Source organism: Actinomadura viridis (genome assembly GCF_015751755.1).
Taxonomy (GTDB): Bacteria; Actinomycetota; Actinomycetes; order Streptosporangiales; family Streptosporangiaceae; genus Spirillospora; species Spirillospora viridis.
Genome location: NZ_JADOUA010000001.1, coordinates 5,901,079 through 5,920,565 on the forward strand (window position 1 = coordinate 5,901,079; position 19,487 = coordinate 5,920,565).

At 73.9% G+C, this 19,487-nt stretch carries 17 protein-coding genes; 9 read left to right on the forward strand and 8 right to left on the reverse strand.

Annotation, left to right across the window (positions count from 1 at the left end; translation table 11 throughout):
- Positions 1-32: 32 nt before the first annotated feature.
- Entirely contained in the window at positions 33-1,913 is a 1,881-nt protein-coding gene (locus IW256_RS26740; RefSeq protein WP_231403939.1) for a helix-turn-helix domain-containing protein, read from the forward strand.
- 58 nt (positions 1,914-1,971) lie between these two features.
- Here IW256_RS26740 and IW256_RS26745 read toward each other — a convergent pair whose 3' ends face one another.
- The 5 genes from IW256_RS26745 to IW256_RS26765 are packed head-to-tail and all read right to left on the reverse strand — an operon-like array spanning position 1,972 to position 6,612.
- The gene (locus IW256_RS26745) at positions 1,972-2,967 is read right to left on the reverse strand and encodes a branched-chain amino acid ABC transporter permease (RefSeq protein ID WP_197013583.1); all 996 of its coding nucleotides are present in this window, start codon (positions 2,965-2,967) and stop codon (positions 1,972-1,974) included.
- Entirely contained in the window at positions 2,964-3,827 is an 864-nt protein-coding gene (locus IW256_RS26750) for a branched-chain amino acid ABC transporter permease (protein ID WP_197013584.1), read from the reverse strand. The genes IW256_RS26745 and IW256_RS26750 overlap by 4 nt, the downstream gene beginning before the upstream one ends.
- A 9-nt stretch (positions 3,828-3,836) precedes the next feature.
- Complete coding sequence (locus IW256_RS26755) at positions 3,837-5,072, reverse strand: ABC transporter substrate-binding protein (protein WP_197013585.1); 1,236 nt, start codon at positions 5,070-5,072, stop codon at positions 3,837-3,839.
- Between the two features lie 36 nt (positions 5,073-5,108).
- Positions 5,109-5,828 (reverse strand): ABC transporter ATP-binding protein, encoded by a 720-nt coding sequence (locus IW256_RS26760; RefSeq protein ID WP_197013586.1) that lies wholly within the window; start codon positions 5,826-5,828, stop codon positions 5,109-5,111.
- On the reverse strand, positions 5,815-6,612 hold the full coding sequence (locus IW256_RS26765) for an ABC transporter ATP-binding protein (protein ID WP_197013587.1): 798 nt from the start codon (positions 6,610-6,612) through the stop codon (positions 5,815-5,817). Before IW256_RS26765 ends, IW256_RS26760 begins: the two co-directional genes overlap by 14 nt.
- Before the next feature lie 526 nt (positions 6,613-7,138).
- On the opposite strand from IW256_RS26765, the gene IW256_RS26770 reads away from it, so the two are divergent.
- Both IW256_RS26770 and IW256_RS26775 read left to right on the forward strand, forming a co-directional pair.
- The gene (locus IW256_RS26770) at positions 7,139-8,542 is read left to right on the forward strand and encodes an erythromycin esterase family protein (protein WP_197013588.1); all 1,404 of its coding nucleotides are present in this window, start codon (positions 7,139-7,141) and stop codon (positions 8,540-8,542) included.
- 68 nt (positions 8,543-8,610) lie between these two features.
- Positions 8,611-10,041: an erythromycin esterase family protein gene (locus tag IW256_RS26775; RefSeq protein WP_197013589.1), complete on the forward strand. Its 1,431-nt coding sequence runs from the start codon at positions 8,611-8,613 to the stop codon at positions 10,039-10,041.
- Between the two features lie 39 nt (positions 10,042-10,080).
- On the opposite strand, the gene IW256_RS26780 is transcribed toward IW256_RS26775, so the two are convergent.
- The 3 genes from IW256_RS26780 to IW256_RS26790 all read right to left on the reverse strand — a co-directional run bounded on the left by IW256_RS26780 (position 10,081) and on the right by IW256_RS26790 (position 12,643).
- A complete protein-coding gene (locus IW256_RS26780) occupies positions 10,081-11,010 on the reverse strand; it encodes a cation diffusion facilitator family transporter (protein WP_197013590.1) in 930 nt (309 codons plus the stop codon).
- Positions 11,010-11,390: an ArsR/SmtB family transcription factor gene (locus IW256_RS26785; RefSeq protein WP_231403940.1), complete on the reverse strand. Its 381-nt coding sequence runs from the start codon at positions 11,388-11,390 to the stop codon at positions 11,010-11,012. The genes IW256_RS26780 and IW256_RS26785 overlap by 1 nt, the downstream gene beginning before the upstream one ends.
- Before the next feature lie 206 nt (positions 11,391-11,596).
- The gene (locus tag IW256_RS26790) at positions 11,597-12,643 is read right to left on the reverse strand and encodes a PHP domain-containing protein (RefSeq protein ID WP_307829109.1); all 1,047 of its coding nucleotides are present in this window, start codon (positions 12,641-12,643) and stop codon (positions 11,597-11,599) included.
- Positions 12,644-12,726: 83 nt separating this feature from the next.
- On the opposite strand from IW256_RS26790, the gene IW256_RS26795 reads away from it, so the two are divergent.
- From IW256_RS26795 to IW256_RS26820, 6 genes are all read left to right on the forward strand, one after another.
- Entirely contained in the window at positions 12,727-14,052 is a 1,326-nt protein-coding gene (locus tag IW256_RS26795; protein WP_197013592.1) for a sensor histidine kinase, read from the forward strand.
- Complete coding sequence (locus IW256_RS26800) at positions 14,049-14,753, forward strand: response regulator (RefSeq protein WP_197013593.1); 705 nt, start codon at positions 14,049-14,051, stop codon at positions 14,751-14,753. The genes IW256_RS26795 and IW256_RS26800 overlap by 4 nt, the downstream gene beginning before the upstream one ends.
- A gap of 211 nt (positions 14,754-14,964) precedes the next feature.
- Positions 14,965-15,930 carry an alpha/beta hydrolase gene (locus IW256_RS26805; RefSeq protein ID WP_197013594.1) on the forward strand — a complete coding sequence of 322 codons (966 nt, stop codon included), beginning with the start codon at positions 14,965-14,967 and terminating at the stop codon, positions 15,928-15,930.
- On the forward strand, positions 15,923-17,125 hold the full coding sequence (locus tag IW256_RS26810) for an acyltransferase family protein (protein ID WP_307829110.1): 1,203 nt from the start codon (positions 15,923-15,925) through the stop codon (positions 17,123-17,125). The genes IW256_RS26805 and IW256_RS26810 overlap by 8 nt, the downstream gene beginning before the upstream one ends.
- A gap of 11 nt (positions 17,126-17,136) precedes the next feature.
- Positions 17,137-18,162: an alpha/beta hydrolase gene (locus tag IW256_RS26815; RefSeq protein ID WP_197013595.1), complete on the forward strand. Its 1,026-nt coding sequence runs from the start codon at positions 17,137-17,139 to the stop codon at positions 18,160-18,162.
- 90 nt (positions 18,163-18,252) lie between these two features.
- Positions 18,253-19,434, forward strand: coding sequence for a PucR family transcriptional regulator (locus IW256_RS26820; RefSeq protein WP_197013596.1), 1,182 nt, complete (start codon positions 18,253-18,255; stop codon positions 19,432-19,434).
- Positions 19,435-19,487: the final 53 nt, after the last annotated feature.

Genomic DNA, 19,487 nt, shown 5'->3' on the forward strand with positions numbered 1-19,487 from the left:
GCGATACCGGCGGCACGCCCACAATGACCCGCATGTCCTGCACCGTCTTCCTCGATCTGCTGGCCCGGGAGGCGTCGCCCGTCGAGTTCGAGGGGCCGCTGGTGGCGGCCCGCGCGGCAGGGGCGGCCCCGGAGGCGCTGGCCGAGCTGGAGGCCGCGAAGATCGCCGCGCTCCGGGTCCGCACGATCATGCGCCGGCACGCCCGCCGGGAGGCGGAGCTGGCGGCGCTGTTCGACACCGCCAGCGACCTGGCCGGGCTGCGCGACCACGACGCGGTGCTGGAGGCGATCGTCCGCCGCGCCCGGCGGCTGCTGAACGCCGACATCGCCTACATGACGCTGAACGACGACGAGCGCGGCGACACCTACATGCGGGTGACCGACGGCTCGGTCTCGGCGGCGTTCCGGCGGCTGCGGCTGCCGATGGGCGCCGGGCTGGGCGGCCTGGTGGCGCAGACGGCGATGCCGTACACCAGCGCCCACTACCTGAAGGACCCGCAGTTCCGGCATCGCGACTTCATCGACGAGGCGGTGGCCGAGGAGGCGCTGGTCGCGATCACGGCGGTGCCGATGCGGCTGGGCAGCCGGGTGATCGGCGTGCTGTACGCGGCCAACCGCAGCGAGCGGCCGTTCGACCGGGAGGAGTCGGTGCTGCTGGGCTCGCTGGCCGCGCACGCCGCCGTGGCCATCGACAACGCCCGGCTGCTGGAGGAGACCCGGACGGCGCTGGAGGAGCTGAGCGCGGCCAACGCGGTCGTTCAGGCGCGCAGCGCGGCGGTCGAGCGGGCGGCGCAGGCGCACGACCGGATGACCGCCCTGGTGGTGCGGGGCGGCGGCGCCGAGGACGTGGCCGCGGTGGTCACCGAGGTCCTCGGCGGGACCCTGCTCGTCCTGGACGCCGAAGGGCGCCCGCTGGCGGGGGCCGGGGACCCGGGGCCGCTCGGCGCGGAGGAGTTCGCCGCCGTGACGGCCGCCGCGCACTCCGCCCGCGCCCAGGGCCGTACGGTCCGGCGCGGCGACCTGTGGATCGCCTCGGTCTCCACCGGCGAGGAGGTGCTGGGCACGCTGGTGCTGCGCACGCCGGAGGAGGTGTCGGACGCCGACCAGCGCATCCTGGAACGGGCGGCGCTGGTCACGGCGCTGCTGATGCTGCTGCGCCGCAGCGTGACCGAGGCCGAGGGGCGGGTCCGGGGCGAGCTGCTGGACGACCTGCTGGCCGGCCGGGTGTCGGACGCCGACGCGCTCACGGCGCGGGCCCGCCTGGTGCACGTGGACCTGGCGGAGCCGCACGTGGTGCTGTCGGCGCGGTGCGCCGCGCCGGAGCAGCGGGGGCGCGCGGCGTTCTGGGCGTCCTCGCACGCGGCGGTGGCGCGCGGCCTGTCGGCGGCCCGGGGCGAGGAGATCGTGCTGCTGCTGCCGGGCGACCGTCCCGGCGACGCCGCCCGCAGGGTCGCCAAGGAACTGGGCGCGTCGCTGGCGGCGCCCGTCACCGTCGGCGCGGCCGGGCCGGTGCGCGCGCCGGGAGCGGTGGCCGCCGCCCACCGGGAGGCGCGGCGCTGCGCCGACGCGCTGCTGGCCCTCGGCCGGGCCGGGGACGGCGCGGGCGCCGGCGAGCTGGGCTTCGTCGGCCTGCTCATCGGCGGCGACCGCGACGTCGGGGGTTTCCTGGACTCCGTGCTCGGCCCGGTCCTGGACTACGACGCCCGCCGGGGCACCACGCTCGTCCGGACGCTGGAGGACTACTTCGGCACCGGGTGCAGCCTGTCCAGGACGGCCGAGCGGCTGCACATCCACGTCAACACGGTCACGCAGCGGCTCGACCGGGTCGGCCGCCTCCTGGGCGAGGGCTGGCAGGATCCCGGCCGCGCCCTGGAGATCCAGCTGGCCCTGCGCCTGCACCGCCTCCAGCGCTGAACCGGCCGCCGGCACGGCCCGGCCCCGCGGATCCTGGTCCGCGGGGCCGGAGGACTTTTCAGACGGAGGCGTCGGCCGCCTCCTGGCGTTCGGGTGCCGGCTGCTCGGTGGACGCCGCCGTACGGCGGGTGACCAGCAGGTGGCGGGCGGTGCCCCAGATGCCGCGGCGGAAGAGCAGCACCACGACGATGAAGATCGAGCCGGTGACGATGCCGATCTCCTGGAACCCGGCACTGGCCAGGTTGTCGTGCAGCTGGACGATCAGGGCCGCGCCGATCGTGCCGCCCCACAGCGTGCCGATGCCGCCGAGCACGACCATCATCACGGCCTGCCCGGAGGTGGTCCAGTACACCTCCTGCAGCGAGGCGAACCCGTGGCCGATGGCGAACAGGCCGCCGGCGATCCCCGACAGCGCGGCCGACAGGACGAAGGCGAGCAGCTTGTAGCGGTCCACCGGGTAGCCGAGGGCGCGGGCCCGCGCCGGGTTGTCGCGGATCGACACCAGCACCCGGCCGAACGGCGAGCGCACGATCCGCCAGGCCGCGAAGAGGCCGAACAGCACGAACGGCAGGCCCGCGTAGTAGAAGTAGAACGGCTCGGACAGGTCCAGCCCGAACAGCTCCCTGGGAATGCCCTGGAGCCCGTTCTCGCCGCCCGTCACGTCCCGCCACTGGTTGGCGACGAAGTAGACCATCTGGGCGAACGCGAGGGTGACCATGGCGAAGTAGATGCCGCGCAGCCGGACCGACAGCAGGCCGATCGGGACCGCCAGCGCCGCCGCGAACGCCGCGCCGCCGATGATCGCGACCGGGAACGGCAGCCCGGTGTGCAGGGCGATCAGGCCGGTGCAGTACGCGGAGCCGCCCCAGAACGCGGCATGCCCGAACGACAGCAGCCCGGTGAAGCCGAGGAGCAGGTCCACGGCGGCGGCGAACAACGCCCAGCAGGCGATGTCCAGCGCCACCGGCGGGTAGACCACCCACGGCAGGACCAGGGCGGCGACCAGGCCGGCGGCCAGCAGCACCGGCCGTCCGGCCAGCCGGGACAGGATCATCGGAACGCCTCCTCACGTCCGAACAGGCCGGCCGGGCGCCACAGCAGGACGGCCGCCATGAGGATGAACACCAGGGTCTGGGAGAGCGCGGGCGCGTACAGGTTGCCCAGCGCCGACGCCAGGCCGACCGCGAAGCCCGCGGCGACCGAGCCGAACACCGAGCCCAGCCCGCCGATCACCACCACCGCGAACACGGTGATGATCAGGTCGGCGCCCATCAGCGGGTTGACCGCCCGCATCGGCGCGGCCAGCACCCCGGCGAACCCGGCCAGCGCGATGCCGAAGCCGAACACCGGGGTCACCCAGCGGCCGACGTCGATGCCCAGGGCGCGGGTCAGCTCGGGCCGCTCGGTGGCGGCCCGCACGATCATCCCGACCCGGGTCCGGGTGAGGACGACCCACACCGCGCCGCACACCACCGCCGACACCGCCAGCACGAACACCTGGTAGGCGGGGTAGGTGAACAGGCCGAGGTCGATCGAGCCGCCCAGCTCCGACGGCCGCGGGTACGGCTGGGACTGCACGCCGTAGCTCCGCTTCACCAGGTCCTGGAGGATCAGCGCCAGCCCGAACGTGAACAGGAAGTTGTAGAGGGGGTCGAGCGGCGCCAGCCGCCGGATGAACAGCCGTTCCAGGGCGACCCCGGCCGCCCCGAGCAGCACCGGGACCAGCGCCAGGGCGAGCCAGAAGTTCAGCCCGAACGAGTCGAGCGCGACGAACGCCCCGAAGGCGCCGAGCATGTAGAACGCGCCGTGGGCGAAGTTGACCACGCCGAGCATGCCGAAGATGACGGCCAGGCCGAGGGCGAGCAGGGCGTAGAACGCCCCGCCCACCAGCCCGTTGAACGCCTGCTGGAGCATGCGGGCCGCCTACAGCTTGCAGGCGGGGTCGGGCTGCGGCTGGAACGCCTCCGACGCCGGGATGGTCTTGAGGATCCGCTGGTAGTCCCAGGGCTCCTTGACCTCGGCGGACGGCTTCACCTGGGCCAGGTAGGCGTCGTGCAGCAGCAGGTGGTCCTCGGCCCGGATCGTCCCGTTGCGGGCGAAGACGTCCTCGACCTTGCGGCCTTCGAGCTGCCCGACCACGTCGTCGGCCTTGTCGGTGCCGCCCCGCTGCACGGCCTCCAGGTACTGCAGCGCGGCGGAGTAGTTGGCGGCGTGGACGGAGGTGGGCCGCTTGCCCGTCTTGGCCTGGAACCTGTCGGCCCAGGCGCGGTTCTTCGGGTCGGCGTTCCAGTACCAGGCGTCGGTGAAGCGGGTCCCCGCCATCGCGTCCGGGCCCAGCGAGTGGATGTCGCTGAGGAACATCAGCCCGGCGGCCAGCCCCACGCCCTTCTCCCGCAGCTTGTACTCGTTGTACTGCTTGACCAGGTTGACCAGGTCACCGCCGGCCTGCATGGTGCCGAGCACCTGCGGCTTGGGGTTCATGCCGGGCGCCTTCAGCAGGAACGTGGAGAAGTTGTCGTTGGGGAACGGGGCCGGATCGGCCTTGACCACCTTCCCGCCGGCCTTCTGCACGGCCGCGGTGAACGTCTTCTGCATGTCCTGGCCGAAGGCGTAGTCGGGGTAGACGATGTACCAGTTCTTCGCCCCGTCCTGGGTCACCGCCGTCCCGGTGCCGTGGGCCAGCATGTAGCTGTTGTAGCCGTAGTGGAAGGTGTACTTGTTGCACTGCTTGCCTTCCAGCTCGGTGGTCGCCGCCCCGACGTCGATGAAGATCTTCTTCTTGTTCTTGGCGACGTTGGCGACGGCGAGCGCGGCCGACGAGGTCGGCACGTCCAGGATCACGTCGGCGCGCCGCCGGTCGTAGAGCTCCTGGGCCTTGGAGTTGGCGACGTCGGGCTTGTTCTGGTGGTCGGCGGCGACGACCTCGATCTCGGTGGACGCCGCCTTGCCGCCGTACTTGGCCTTGTAGTCGGCGACGGCCATCCGGACGGCCTCGACGCTGTTGCGCCCGGAGACGTCGGCGTAGACGGCGGTCTGGTCGTTCAGGACGGCCAGCACCACCTTCCCGTCGCTGATCTTCCCTCCGCCGCCGCCCGGTCCCCCCGCGCACCCGGCCAGCAGCACTCCCGCGGCGGCGAGGCCGCAGCCCATCAGTCTCATCGGGGTTCTCCTCCGAGGTCTTCCGAGATCCACGTCTCAGATTCCGAGATATTCGAGCAGTTCGTGTTCACGGGCCCGGACCTGGTCGTTGTCCAGCGACTCGACGATCCGACCCTCGGCGAGCAGGTAGTGGCGGTCGGCGACGGTGGCGGCGAAGTGCACGTTCTGCTCGATCAGCAGGACGGTGACCCCGGCGGCCTTGACCTCGCGGAGGATCTCGCCGATCCGCTCGACGATCAGCGGTGACAGGCCCTCGGTGGGCTCGTCGCACAGCAGCAGCCGGGCGCCGGTGCGCAGGACGCGGGCCAGCGCGAGCATCTGCTGCTCGCCGCCCGACAGCCGGGTGCCGGGGAACCTGCGCCGCTCGCGCAGCCGGGGGAAGGTCTCGTACACCCGCTCCAGCGACCAGGGCTCAGGCCCGCCCCCCGGTCGTGACCGCGCCTTGGAGAAGGCGGGCGGAAGCAGCAGGTTCTCCTCCACCGACAGGGTCGCGAAGATCCCGCGGTCGTCGGGGACGTAGCCGAGGCCGCGCCGGGCGCGGCGGTGGGGGCCGAGGGCGGACACGTCCTCGCCGAAGAGGGCGACCGTGCCGGAGGTCTTCGCGTGCAGGCCCATCAGGCAGCGCAGCAGCGTGGTCTTCCCCGCGCCGTTGCGGCCGACGAGCGTGACGATCTCGCCTTCCTCGACCCGCATCGACACCTCGCGCAGCGCCCGCGCCTCGCCGTACCAGGCCGACAACCGGTCAACGCGCAGCATGGGAGTCTCCGAGGTAGGCGGTGATGACGCGCGGGTCGTTGCGGATCTCGGCGTACGGCCCCTCGGCGAGCACCCGGCCGTGCTGGAGCACGGTCACCCGGTCGGCGAGGCTGGCGACGACGTTCATGTTGTGCTCGACCAGGACGACGGTCCGCCCGGCCCGGATCCGGCGGACCAGCTCGATGGTGCGGTCCACGTCCTCCACGCCCATCCCGGCGGTCGGCTCGTCGAGCAGGAGCACCTTGGGGTCCAGGGCCAGGGCGAGCGCCAGTTCCAGCGCCCGCTTGCGCCCGTACGCGAGCAGGCCCGCCGGGACGTCGCCGTGGTCGCCGAGACCGACCTGGTCGAGCAGCTCGGCGGTGCGCCCGGCGAAGCGGTCGAGCACGCGGTCCGAACGCCAGAAGCGCCAGCCCAGCCCGGTACGGCTCGCCAGCGCCAGTTCCACGTGCCGCCGCGGGGTCAGCTCGGCGAACAGGCTGGTGATCTGGAACGAGCGGGCCACGCCGAGGCGGGCGATCGTCTCGGGGTCGCGGCCGGCCAGCTCGCGGCGCCCCTCCAGCAGCACGCTGCCCGCGCTGGGCCGCAGAAAGCCGGTGAGCAGGTTGAACAGCGTGGTCTTGCCCGCTCCGTTCGGGCCCACCAGCGCGTGCACCTGGCCCTCCGCGACGTCCAGGTCCACGCCGTCCACGGCCCGGAAACCGCGGAACTCCCGGACCAGGCCCCGTGCCCTCAGAACGGGGGCCGGGCCGTCAGGCGGCGGGCCGGCACTGGGCCCTCCCGTCATGCGTCCTCCTCGCGGTCTCGTGGCGTGACCCGGACCACATCCGGGACGCCGTGACCGTGAACGCTAGGTCGCGGCGGGTGACCCGGCCATGTGACCGGCCCACACATTCAGGCACCCCGATACGGACGTGACCCACACCACATCCGGCGCCTTCTGGGCGCCCGCCGCCGCATCGGCGCCCGGGGCGCGGGCGGGGGTGCGCGGACGGAGCCGACGTGGGGGCGGCCGCCACAGATCGCACGGCGGCCATGGCCCCCGCCGACGTGGACGGGAGAACGCCGGACCGGGGACCACGTTCCGGGCGTCCCGAAAAGGAACAGCGCGCCATCCCGATGATCGGCTCGACTTTCTCGACATATCACCGCAGCTGATCAGAATGGACTCTTTACCCATCCGTGATCATGGATCGGCCTATCCAGTGGAAGGAGCCATTTAGTCCACGTATCAGAGAGGTGCCATCTTTCTCTGCCTTCGGGCGTGGGCCAGCTGGATCGTCCGGCGTTCTCCACCCGACGGGAGCCCATATATGCCGCCATTTCTCGTCCGGAACCGCGGCTGGCCCGCCGCGGTCGCCACGCTGTCGGCCGCCGGATCGCTGGCCGCCGCACCGGTCGCCCGAGCGGAGGCGCCGCGCGGGGACGTCGTCGAGGCCCTGAACCGCGGCGCGCGCCCGCTGCGGTCGACCGCGCCGTACGGCGGGACGCGCGACCTCCGCGCGCTCGGCCGGATGATCGGGCCCGCCGGGGTCGTGGGGCTGGGCGAGGCCACGCACAACTCCCACGAGTTCTTCGCCCTCAAGCACCGCGTCTTCCGCTACCTGGCGGAGAAGAAGGGATTCACCACCTTCATGCAGGAGGTGGGCTGGGGCTCGGGCCTCCGCATCAACGACTATGTCCTGCACGGCAAAGGCGACCTGCGGAAGATCATGCGGGAGGAGTTCCAGGGCGACTACGTCCTGTGGAACAACGAGGAGTACCGCCGCCTCCTCACGTGGATGCGCGAGTACAACCGGACGCACCGCAAGAAACTGCAGTACATGGGCGATGACGTCGTGTATCCGCACGTCCGGATCTTCCAGGAGATCTTCCGTTACGTCCGGAAGCGGCACCGCCCCGACCTGGTCCCCCGGCTCAGGAGGCTCTACGACGGCCTCATTCCCACCACCCCGGACACCAAGGCATGGGACCGCGCGTTCCAGAAGAAGACGCCCGCCGAGCGGCGGCGCGTGCTCCGCCAGTCCGTCCAGGCGCTGGAACTGCTGAGGACGCTGCGCGAGGGAGCCGACCCCAGGGCGGCCCGCTGGGCCGAGCAGCAGGCGAGGGTCGCCATCTGGATCGCCCGGGTGTCCGCACCGGCCGCGGCGACCCCGGCGCTGAACCGGCGCGACCAGGGCATGGCCGCGAACACGGCCTGGTGGTACCGGAACATGAAGAGCAAGATCCTTCTGTCGGCCCACAACGCCCACATCGGCTACGCCGGGCTCGATCCCCAGCACAAGATCAAGCGGCAGGGGGCCTGGCTGCGCGACATGCTCGGGCGCCGCTACGTGAACATCGGCCTCACCTTCTACCGGGGCTCGTTCAACGCCCTCGACCTCAGGGACCGGCGCCGGCCCATCCGGAGGTTCACCGTCGGGCCGCCCGCGCGGGGCACCAGCGAACGCGTCCTGGACCGGGTGCGCCACCGCGACTACATGCTCGACATGCGCACGGTGGGACGGCCGGCCCGTTCCTGGCTGGAGGGGTACCGCCGGACCCGCAACATCGGCAACGTCTACCCGCAGCCGTACGACGTCCTCGCGCTCCGCCGTACGTACGAGATCCTCATCCATCTGCACCGGGTCAGGGCCGCCCGCCTGCTGGACAGGACCGTCCCCGCGGCGCCGCCGATCCGCCCGCCGACCCGCGCGCGGCTGCCGGCCACGCTCTGACGGCCCGCCGCCGACCGGCCGCACCGCCGTCCGCGGTTCTCCCATCCATCTCACCGGAAGAGGTCGACATGCCATCTCCGTTCCTCCGTGCTCCTCGCCGGCCGGGCCTCCTGGTCACGGTGGCGGTCGGCGCCGGCTGCCTCGTCGCACCCGCGCCCGCCCCGCCCGCCCAGGGGTCGCCGCCGTACCGGCCGCGCCAGGATCACGCCCGCGGGCAGGACGTGGTCCGCGCGCTCGAACGCGGCGCCCACCCGCTGCGGTCCACCGCCCCGTACGGCGGCCTGAAGGACCTGCGCCCGTTAGGCCGGATCGTCGGGGACGCGGGGGTGGTGGGCCTGGGCGAGGCCACGCACGGGTCGCACGAGTTCTTCGCCCTCAAGCACCGCGTCTTCCGGTACCTGGTGGAGAAGAAGGGATTCACCACCTTCATGCAGGAACTGGGCTGGGGGACGGGCCTCCGGCTCAACGACTACGTCCTGCGCGGCGAGGGGAACCCCCGGCAGATCATGCTGGAGGAGTTCAGGCACGCCTACACCCTGTTCCGCGTCAAGGAGTACCTGCGGCTCATCGAGTGGATGCGCGCCTACAACAAGACCCACCGCAGGAAGCTGCAGTTCATGGGGAACGACGTCTACTACCCGCATGACCGGATCTTCCAGGAGATCTTCGACTACGCCCGCGAGCGGCACCGGCCGGACCTGATCCCCCGGCTCACGAGGCTGTACGACGGGCTGATCCCCGGCAAGGACGTCGGCGCATGGCTGGTGCGGTACCACCGCAAGTCACGGGCCGAGCGCCTCCGGATGGTCCGCCGGGCGACCGAGGCACGGCGGCTGGTGCGGAGCCTGCGGCCCGGGGCGGGCCGCAAGGCGGCCGGCTGGGCCGAGCAGCAGGCGCGGGTCGTCCTGTGGACGGCCAAGGCGCACGCGGCCGAGGACTTCTCCAACTACCGCGACGAGGGGATGGCCTTCAACACCGTCTGGTGGCACCGGCACAAGAAGAGCAAGATCCTTCTGTCCGCGCACGACGCGCACGTCGGCGCCACGGGCCTGGACCCCGAGCACACGGCCAAGCGGCAGGGCGTCTGGATGCGCGAGCTGCTCGGCCGCCGCTACCTGCCCATCGGCCTTACCTTCTACCGGGGGTCGTTCAACGCCTTCGACAGCAGCGTCCCGGACGAGCCCCTGACGAAGTTCACCATCGGGCCGCCCCCGCGAGGCAACACCGAACGCGTCCTCGACCGGGTGCCCTACCGCGACTACATGCTCGACATGCGCACGGTGCGGGAACCGGCCCGCTCCTGGCTGGACACCGTCCGCCCGATCCGGAACATCGGCTCGTCCTTCCCGGAGGTCAACGACCACTTCGCGCTGCGCCGGACCTATCAGGTCCTGATCCACCTGCACCGGGTCACGGCGGCCCGCATCATCGGCGAGAAGGTCGTCACGGCGCCGCGGGCCCGCTCGCGCGAACGGGACGAGCTCCCCGCCACCAGGTGACGGCGGGGACGGCGGGGACGGCGGGGACGGCGGGGACGGTCACCAGCCGACCTCGTCGCAGCCGACGTGATCGGCCGGTTCGACCTGGAGGGTGGCGTGGGCGATCGCGTGCCGGTCGCGCAGCACGTCGCGGGCCCGGTCCAGGACCCCGTGCGGGTCGGCGCGCTCCGCGGTCACCAGGTGGGCGGTGGCCACGTGCATGCCGGAGGTCAGCGTCCACAGGTGCAGGTCGTGGACGTCCCGGACGCCGTCGATGGCGGCCAGGTCGCCGGCCACCGCGTCCACGTCCAGGCCCTCGGGGGCGTGCTGGCCCAGCACGGCCAGCACCTGGCGGCCCAGCGCGATCGCGCGGACCACCACGAACACCGCGATCGCGAGCGCGACCAGGGTGTCGAAGAGGACCATCCCGGTGGTGGCGACCAGCACCCCGGCGGCGATCACGCCGACCGAGCCGGCGGTGTCGGCGAGCACCTCCAGGTAGGCGCCCCTGACGTTCAGGCTCTCGGTCGCGCCCGCGCGCAGCAGCGCCAGCGCGGCGAGGTTGACCGCCAGGCCCAGGGCGCCGACGACGAGCATCGGCCCGGTGGACACCTCCGCGTGCGAGCCGATCCGGGACAGGGACTCCACCGCGATGTAGGCGGCCGTGCCCAGCATCACCAGGACCGCGAACCCGGAGGCGAACACCTCGGCCCGGTACGACCCGTAGGTGCGGCGGCCGGTGGTGTCGGGACGGGCGGCGATCTTCGTGGCGACCAGCGCGGCGGCCAGCGTCACCACGTCGGCGGCCATGTGCCCGGCGTCCGACAGCAGCGCCAGCGAGCCCGACAGGAGCCCGTACACCAGCTCCACCACGAAGAACGACCCGATCAGGCCGAACGAGACGGCCAGCCGCCAGCGGTGCCGGCCCCCTGCGTGCTCGGCGACCTGCCCGGATCCGTGCCCGTGCCCGTGTCCGTGACCGGCGCCCATCACAGCTCTCTTTCGGGGTGAACGGCCTCGGTGTGCTCGATGTGGGTCACGGCCAGGTCCAGCAGCATCCGCACGTGCGCGTCCGCCAGCCGGTAGTAGGCCATCCGGCCGGCACGGCGCACGCTGACCACCCGGTGCGCCCGCAACAGCCGCAGCGCGTGCGAGGCCGCCGACTCGCTCATCCCGCTGACGGCGGCCAGGTCGCACACGCACAGTTCACCGTCCAGCAGGGCCACCAGCAGCCGCAGCCGCCGGGGGTCCGAGAGCAGCCCGAACACCTCGGCGGTGTCGGCCAGGTCCTGCTCGGCGGGCAAGCGATCGAGGACGGACGCCACGCGCGGCGCGTCCACGACGCGTACCGCGCACCCGTCCAGTTCCATCACACGCTCATCTGAAGAACTGTTCATAGGTTAACTTCAGCGGTTCCGCCCGGCCCTTGTCAAGCCGGAGCCGCGGGGAACCGGCAGGACGGGCGCGGCCGGACCAGCGCCGGACCGCCGGGCTGCGACTGGACCGCAGCCGGGCCGCCGCCGGGCCGGTGCCGGTGCCGCCGCCGGGCCGCCGCCGGGCCGCCGCCGGGCCGCGGTCATCGTGGACGGCGATCACCGGCCCAGGCCAGCAGGTCACCGGCGGGGAGGGCGTTGACGATCCGGTCGGCGGGCACGCCGCAGCGGGCGGCCCGCTCGCACCCGTACGGCTGCCAGTCCAGCTGGCCGGGGGCGTGCGCGTCGGAGTCGATGGAGAAGCGGCAGCCCGCCTCGACCGCGAGGCGCAGCAGCCGCTTGGGCGGATCGAGCCGCTCCGGACGGGAGTTGATCTCGACGGCGACGTCGTAGGCGGCGCAGGCGTCGAACACCAGGCCCGCGTCGAACTCCGACTCCGGGCGCAGCCCGCCCCGCCGGCCACCGGCCTTGACGATGCGGCCGGTGCAGTGCCCCAGGACGTTCACGCGCGGGTTCGCGATCGCCGTGACCATCCGCCTGGTCATGGCGACCCGCTCCATCCGCAGCTCGGAGTGCACGCTGGCCACCACCACGTCGAGCCGTTCGAGCAGGTCGGGGTCCTGGTCCAGCGAGCCGTCCGCCAGGATGTCCACCTCGATGCCGGTGAGGATCCGGAACGGCGCCAGCTCCTCGTTCAGGTCCGCGACCACCTCCAGCTGGCGGCGCAGCCGGTCGGCCGACAGCCCGCGGGCGACCTTCAGGCGGGGCGAGTGATCGGTCAGCGCCAGGTACTCGTGCCCGAGGTCGCGGGCGGTCTCGGCCATCTCCCGGATCGGCGACCCGCCGTCCGACCAGTCGCTGTGGGTGTGCAGGTCCCCGCGCAGCGCGGCCCGCAGCGCCGCGGCGGCCTCGTCCGGCCGCTCGCCCTCGGTCGCCCCCAGCCGCCGCAGGTACACGGGGACCTCACCGCGCAGCGCCTCCTCGATGACCAGGGCGGTGACCTTGCCGACGCCCTCCAGCTCGGTCAGGGTGCCCGCGCGAGCACGGGCGGCCAGCTCGGCGGACGGGGTGCGTTCGGCGAGGTCGGCCGCCCTGCGGAACGCGCGTACCCGATAGGTCGGCTCGTGCGCGCGCTCCAGCAGGAACGCGATCCGGCGCAGTGCTTCGACGGGGCCCAGGGAGTCGTCCACGAACGGACCGTACCCAGGTACTACACGAGCATCGCACCACGGTGTCATCCGGCGGGCCCGCCCGCACCTCTAGCCTGGCACGCATGGCGACGGAGGATACCGGGGGACGCGAGGCCGCACCGGGCGGCGGCGCGGCCGACACCGTACGGCTGCTGACCCGCCCGATCGCCGCCGCGCTCACCGGCAGGGCGGAGCCGGCTCCGGCGCGCCGGCCCTGGCCGGGGTGGCTGCGGTGGACCCGCGCGATCGGCGTCGGGCGGCTGCCGTTCGCCGCCGTCGTCCAGCTGGTGGACGTACTGGTCGCGGTGGGCCTGATGGCCGGGACCTACTCCCTGCTGCTCACCGAGGTCCCCAAGCGGGCCCCCGGCGTCCCCGAGCCGCTCCTGCTGGCGGCCTCGGCCACGCTCACCCTGCCGATCGTGCTGCGGGAGCGGCATCCGCTCGGGGCGTGGCGCGTGGTGGTGGTCGCGATGGCGGTCACCGGCCCCCAAGGCTGGCTGACCGTCCCGTACGTGCCCGGCGGCACGTTCGCCTCCATGCTGTGTCTCTACACGGTCGCCTCGCGGGGGCCGCGGGAGGCGACCGTCGGGGTGGGCGTGCTGTCGTCGGCGGGCGTGCTCGTCCTGGACCGCTCGACCGGGTTCGTCGCGATCCTGCTGATCCTGTCGTCGCTGCTGGTCGGCCATCTGGTCCGGCAGCGCCGCCTCACCCGCCGCGAGCTGGCCGAGCAGGAGCGCCGCCACCAGGACGCCGAGGCCGTGCTCATGGAACGGCAGCGGATCGCCCGCGAGCTGCACGACGTGGTCGCCCACCACATGTCCATGATCGCGATCCAGGCGGAGGCCGCGCCCTACACCGTCCCCGAGGTGCCGGACAAGATCCGCAAGGACCTGAGCGAGATCCGCGGCACCGCGCTGGACGCGCTCACCGAGATGCGGCGGATCCTGGGCGTGCTGCGGTCGGCGGACGGCGCCGAGACCGCGCCCCAGCCGAGCCTGGACCGGATCGACGAGCTGCTGGCGGGCGCCCGCGGCACCGGCCTGGAGGTCACCGCCCGGATCGGCGAGGGGCTGTCCGGGCTTCCCCCGGGCGTCGGGCTGACCGCGTACCGGATCCTCCAGGAGGCGCTCAGCAACGCGATGCGGCACGCGCCCGGCTCCCGGGTCGATGTCGCGATCCGGCGGGACGGCGGGATACTGCGGCTGGAGATCGTCAACGGCCCGCCCGGAGAGGGGCACCGCCCCACCCCCTCGCCGCCGGGCGTCGGCCACGGGCTGGTGGGGATGCGCGAGCGGGCCGCGATGCTGGACGGCGTCCTCACCGCCGAACCCACGTCAGAAGGAGGATTCGCCGTGATCGCCGCCCTTCCCGAGGCCGGCCCGGGCGACGCCGCGGGCGGCCGGCCATGACGATCCGGGTGGTGATCGTCGACGACCAGGGCATGGTCCGCACCGGCTTCGGGGTGCTGCTGAACGCCCAGCCCGACATCGAGGTGGTCGGCGAGGCGGTGAACGGCGCGGAGGCCCTGGGCACGATCGCCGAGCTGCGGCCCGACGTGGTCCTGATGGACGTGCGGATGCCGGTCATGGACGGCCTGGAGGCCACCCGGCGCCTCCTCGGCGGCGCCCCCCTCGGAACGGAGACGGGGACAGGGACGGCGACGGGGGCGGGGACGGAGCCGAAGGTGCTGATGCTCACCACCTTCGACCTCGACGACTACGTGTACGAGGCGCTGCGCGCGGGGGCCAGCGGCTTCCTGCTCAAGGACGCCTCCGCCGCCGAGCTGTCCGACGCCGTCCGGGTCGTCGCGGCCGGCGACGCGCTGCTGTCGCCCTCCATCACCCGGCGGCTGATCGCCGAATTCTCCCGGCTGGGCGCGCCGCGCGCCCCGTCCCGCAAGCGGCTGGACGAGCTGACCGAGCGCGAGACCGAGGTGCTCGCGCTGGTGGCGCGCGGGCTGTCCAACGGGGAGATCGCCGCCGAGCTGGTGGTCGCGGAGCAGACCGTCAAGACCCACTTCGGCCGCGTCCTGATGAAGCTCGGCCTGCGCGACCGTCCCCAGGCGATCGTCTACGCCTACGAGGTGGGCCTCGTCCGCCCGGGCGACTGACCCCCGCGCCCTCCCCGCGCCTTCTCCTTCCGCGCCCTCTCCCCGGAGCCTCTCTCTCCGTGCCCTCTCCCCCGGACGTCTCCTCCATGCAACCCGCGTAGTACCACGGTCGTAAGGCGAAAGACGGCTCTCCGGGGTGATCTCCGCTAGGGCCCTCGGTTCCTAGCGTCCTGCTCAGTAAAAGCAGCACTGAGCAGGAAGGACCCGTCCCGTGCTCACCTCCCGGCGCAGGACCGCCGTCATCATGGCGCTGGCCGCGCTCGCCTCCACCGCGGCCGCCCCGGCCCGGCAGGAGTCGTACGCCGCACCGGCGGCCGTCCCCGGGCTCACGGGCGCCTCCTCCCTCCCCGCCCGTTACTCGGCCGTCGAACGCGGCATCCGGCGGGCCCTCGCGGCCGCCGAGGAGGCCGGCGACACCGGCCGGCTGAAGGCGCTGCCGGGCCTGCTCGCGCCGGGGCGGCGGTTCCTGTCGTTCGATCCGCGCGGCCACGGCCGGGCGGTCGAGGTCGTCGGCGACCTGGCGCGGGCCCACCGCGTGGCGGTCGTGGTGCCGGGCGCGGACGGGCTGCTGACCAACTTCGACTCCTGGAAGTGGGCGGGCGGCGGCGCCCGCGCCCTCCACCGGCAGGCCGCCGCGACCTCCCCCGGCACGCGCCTGGCGGTCGTCGCCTGGCTCGGCTACGACTCGCCGTCCACCCGGAGCCCCGCCGTCCTCACCGGCGGCCGGGCCGAGGACGGGGCGCGCGGGCTCACCCGCTTCCTCACCGGCCTGCACCGGGTCAACGGCGGCGCCGGGATCGCGCTGCTCTGCCACAGCTACGGGTCGGTGGTGTGCGCCAAGGCGGCGCCGCGCCTGGGCCGCCTGCCGGTGGACGCGATCGCGCTGTACGGCAGTCCCGGCGTCGGTGTCCGGAGGGCCTCCGCCCTCGCCTCCGGCCGTTCCCCCGCCGCCCGGATCTGGGCGGGCCGGTCGAGCGGCGACTGGACCCGCTTCGTTCCCAAGGTCCGCGTGGCCGGGCTCGGCCACGGCCACGACCCGGCCGCGCCCTCCTTCGGAGCCCTCCGCTTCGACGCCGGCTCCGGCCCGCACAGCGCCTACCTCCGTCCCGGCTCCCGTTCCCTCCGCAACCTCACCCTCATCGCGCTCGGCCGTGACTCGGAGGTCACCCGTGACTGACGTCCAGCCCCGCCGCACCGCCGCGCCGGCCGCCGTAGCCCCCGGACGGGCCGGGTTCGCGGCGAGGATCGACGCGGCGACGCCCCCCGGACGCGACCGGGCCGTGGACGCGTTGCGGGCCCTGGCCATCCTCGGCGTGGTGCTCGGCCACTGGCTGGTCACGGCGTTCGTCGCGACCGGGAACGGCGCGGGGGACGGCGGGCTGCGGGTGGTGAGCCCTCTGAAGGCGACGCCGGCGCTCGTCCCCGCCTCCTGGGTGCTGCAGACCCTCGCGGTGTTCTTCCTGGTCGGCGGCTACACGGCGGCCAAGGGGCACCGGCCCGGCGAGCCCTGGGGCCCCTGGGCACGGCGGCGGACCGCGCGGCTGCTGCGTCCCGTACCGGTCCTGCTGCTGGCCTGGGTCCCGGCCGCCGCCGCGCTGCTGTGGGCGGGGTTCCCTCCGGACACCGTCCGCGCGCTGGTGAAACTGGTGATCAGCCCGCTGTGGTTCCTCGCCGTGTACGGGGCGCTCATCGCGCTCACCCCGCTCATCGTGGCGTTCTGGCACCGCGCCGGGCTCTGGGGCGCGGCCGTCCCGGTCGCCGCGACCGCCGCGATCGACGCGGCCCGCTTCGGCCTCGGCGGGCCGGAATGGCTCGGCTGGGCCACGGTCCTCACGGGCTGGCTGGTCCCGTTCCACCTCGGGGTCGCCTGGGCGAACGGGGCGCTGGCCGGGCGCCGGGCCGCCGCCGCGCTGCTGGCCGGGGGAGCCGCCGCCATGGCCCTGCTGATCCTCTACGCGGGATATCCGGCGAGCATGGTCGGGGTGCCGGGGGCCGCGATCTCCAACCTCAACCCGCCGACCCTGGCCGCGGTCGCCTTCGGCCTCGCCCAGACCGGCCTGGCGCTGCTCGCGCGGGACCGGGTGGAACGGCTGATGCGGCGCCCCCTCGCCTGGGCCGGGGTCGCGTCGGCCAACCTCGCGGCCATGACGATCTTCCTGTGGCATCAGACCGCGATGATGGCGGTCACGGTGGGCGCGCTGCTGATCGGCGGCAGGCTGCCGGGCCTGCACGTCCATCCCTCCGATCCCGGGTGGGCCCTGGCCCGGCTGTGCTGGCTGCCGGTGTTCGCCGCCGCCCTGGCGGGACTGGGGGTCCTGGTCCACCGCTGGGAACGCCCCCGCCCGCGCGGAGCATCCCCGGGCGTCCGGTAGAAAGGCAGGGCATGCCGCCGCCACGCCCGAGACCACGACGTACCCGACGGCTGCGACGGGCACTGGCCTGCGCCGCGACCATCGCGGGAGTCCTGCTGACGACCGCCGGGACCGGCCATGCCGATCCCTACGCCGCGCCCGGTCCGGTGCCGTCGCTGAGCCCGTCCACGCTCGACGCCCGCTACGCCGCCGAGCGCCGCTCCATCGAGCAGGCGCTCACGACCGCGCACGCCGTCGGCGATCATGACCGTGCCCGGGCCCTGGGCGGCTTCCTCAGGCCCGGACGGCGCTTCCTGTACTTCGACCCGCGCGGCCGGGGACAGGCCGTCGAGGTCATCGGCGACCTGGCGCACGCCCGGCGGGTGGCGCTGCTCGTCCCGGGCGCCGACACCACGCTCACGACGTTCGATGCCCGTTCGGGAAAGCCCTGGTCGACGCCCGGCGGCGGGGCTCAGGCGCTGTACGGCCAGGCCCGCGCGCTCGATCCCCGGCCCGGCGACCTGGCGGTGGTGGCCTGGCTGGGCTACGCCGCCCCGCGCACGCTCAGCGGGGACGTGCTCACCGGCCAGCGGGCCGGCCAGGGGGCCCACCGGCTGCGGACGTTCCTCGGGCGGCTGCACCAGGTCAACCCCTCCGCCCCGGTCGGGCTGCTCTGCCACAGCTACGGCTCGGCCGTCTGCGGGCGCGCCGCGCTCGAAGGGAGCGGCCCCGACCGCGCGGCCTGGCGGACGGTGACCGACATCGCGGTGTACGGCAGTCCGGGCACCATGGCGTGGTCGGCCGCGCGGCTGGGCGGGACGGCCCGGGTCTGGGCCGGGCGCGGCACCGGCGACTGGATGGGGGACGTCCCGCACACGCGGATCCTCGGGCTCGGCCTCGGCCCCGATCCGGTGTCCCGGCGGTTCGGGGCGCGCGTCTTCGACGCGGGGAGCGCCGGTCACAGCGACTACCTCGCGCCGGGGTCGGCGTCCCTGCGCAACCTCGCCGGCATCGCCCTCGGCAGGCCGTCCGCGGTGACCCGGCCCCTGACGTTCTGAGCCCGCCCGGCGGTCCGGGCCGGACCCGGCCTGACGGCCTCAGCGCGAGCCTCTGACCGGTCACGGCACCGATGGTGGCACCCTTGGGGGGTGGACACCACGAACGAGGCCGCCATACGGGAGCAGACGACCGAACGCCTGGAGAAGGCGATGGGCACGTTCGGGACCGCGGCGCTGGCCAGCATGGAGAAGCAACTGCCCTGGTTCCGGAGGATGCCTCCCGAGCAGCGATCCTGGATCGGCCTGGTGGCCCAGGCGGGCATCGCGGCGTTCGTGGAGTGGTTCAAGAGCGCCGAGAGGACCCGCCCCGCCATCGCGGGCGAGGTGTTCGGCACCGCGCCCCGCGAGCTGCTGCGCTCCATCAAGCTCCAGCACACCATCGACATGATCCGCGTCATCATCGACGTGGTGGAGACGCGGCTGGACGAGCTGGCCGCCCCCGGCGGCGAGTCGCAGCTGCGCGAGGCGATCCTGCGCTACACCCGCGACGTGGCGTTCGGCGCCGCCCAGGTCTACGCCCGCGCGGCCGAGACCCGCGCCGCCTGGGACGCCCGCCTGGAGGCGCTGGTGGTGAACGCGGTGATGCGCGGCGAGGTCGACGACGGCATGCACTCGTGGGCCGCCGCGCTCGGCTGGACCTCCAAGCCGGTCACCGTGGTCGCCGGGTTCACCCCCGAGGACGAGGAGCCCGAGGTCACCATCGACCAGATGCAGCTGGCCGCCCGGCGGGCCCGGGTGGACGTGCTCGCCGGGGTGCAGGGCCACCGGGTCGTGGTGATCGTCGGCGGCGCGGAGGACCCCCTGGCCGCCGCCCGGCCGATCGCGGCCAAGTGCGGCCCCGGCCCGGTGGTGGTGGGCCCGCAGGTCGACGACCTGTACGACTCCACGATCTCGGCGCGGGCCGCGATGGCGGGGCTGCGCGCGGCGGCCGGGTGGCCGGACGCGCCCCGTCCCGTCCTGGCCGACGAGCTGCTCCCCGAACGCGCCCTCGACGGCGACGAGGCCGCCCGGCGCTACCTGGTGGAGGAGGTCTACAACCCGATGCTCGCGGCGGGCGCCCCGCTGCTGGACACCCTCACCACCTACCTGGAGCAGGGGTCGTCCCTGGAGGCCACCGCCCGGCTGCTGTTCGTCCACCCCAACACCGTCCGGTACCGGCTGCGCAGGGTGTCCGAGCTCACGTCGCTCACGCCCACCGACGGCCGCAACGCGTTCACCCTGAGGATCGCGCTGGTGCTGGGCCGGTTCACCGACCGGTCGCCGTACGCGTGACCGCCCGTCCGGGCCCGGGGCCGCCGCCCGGACGACCTTGTAGGTGTCGTACA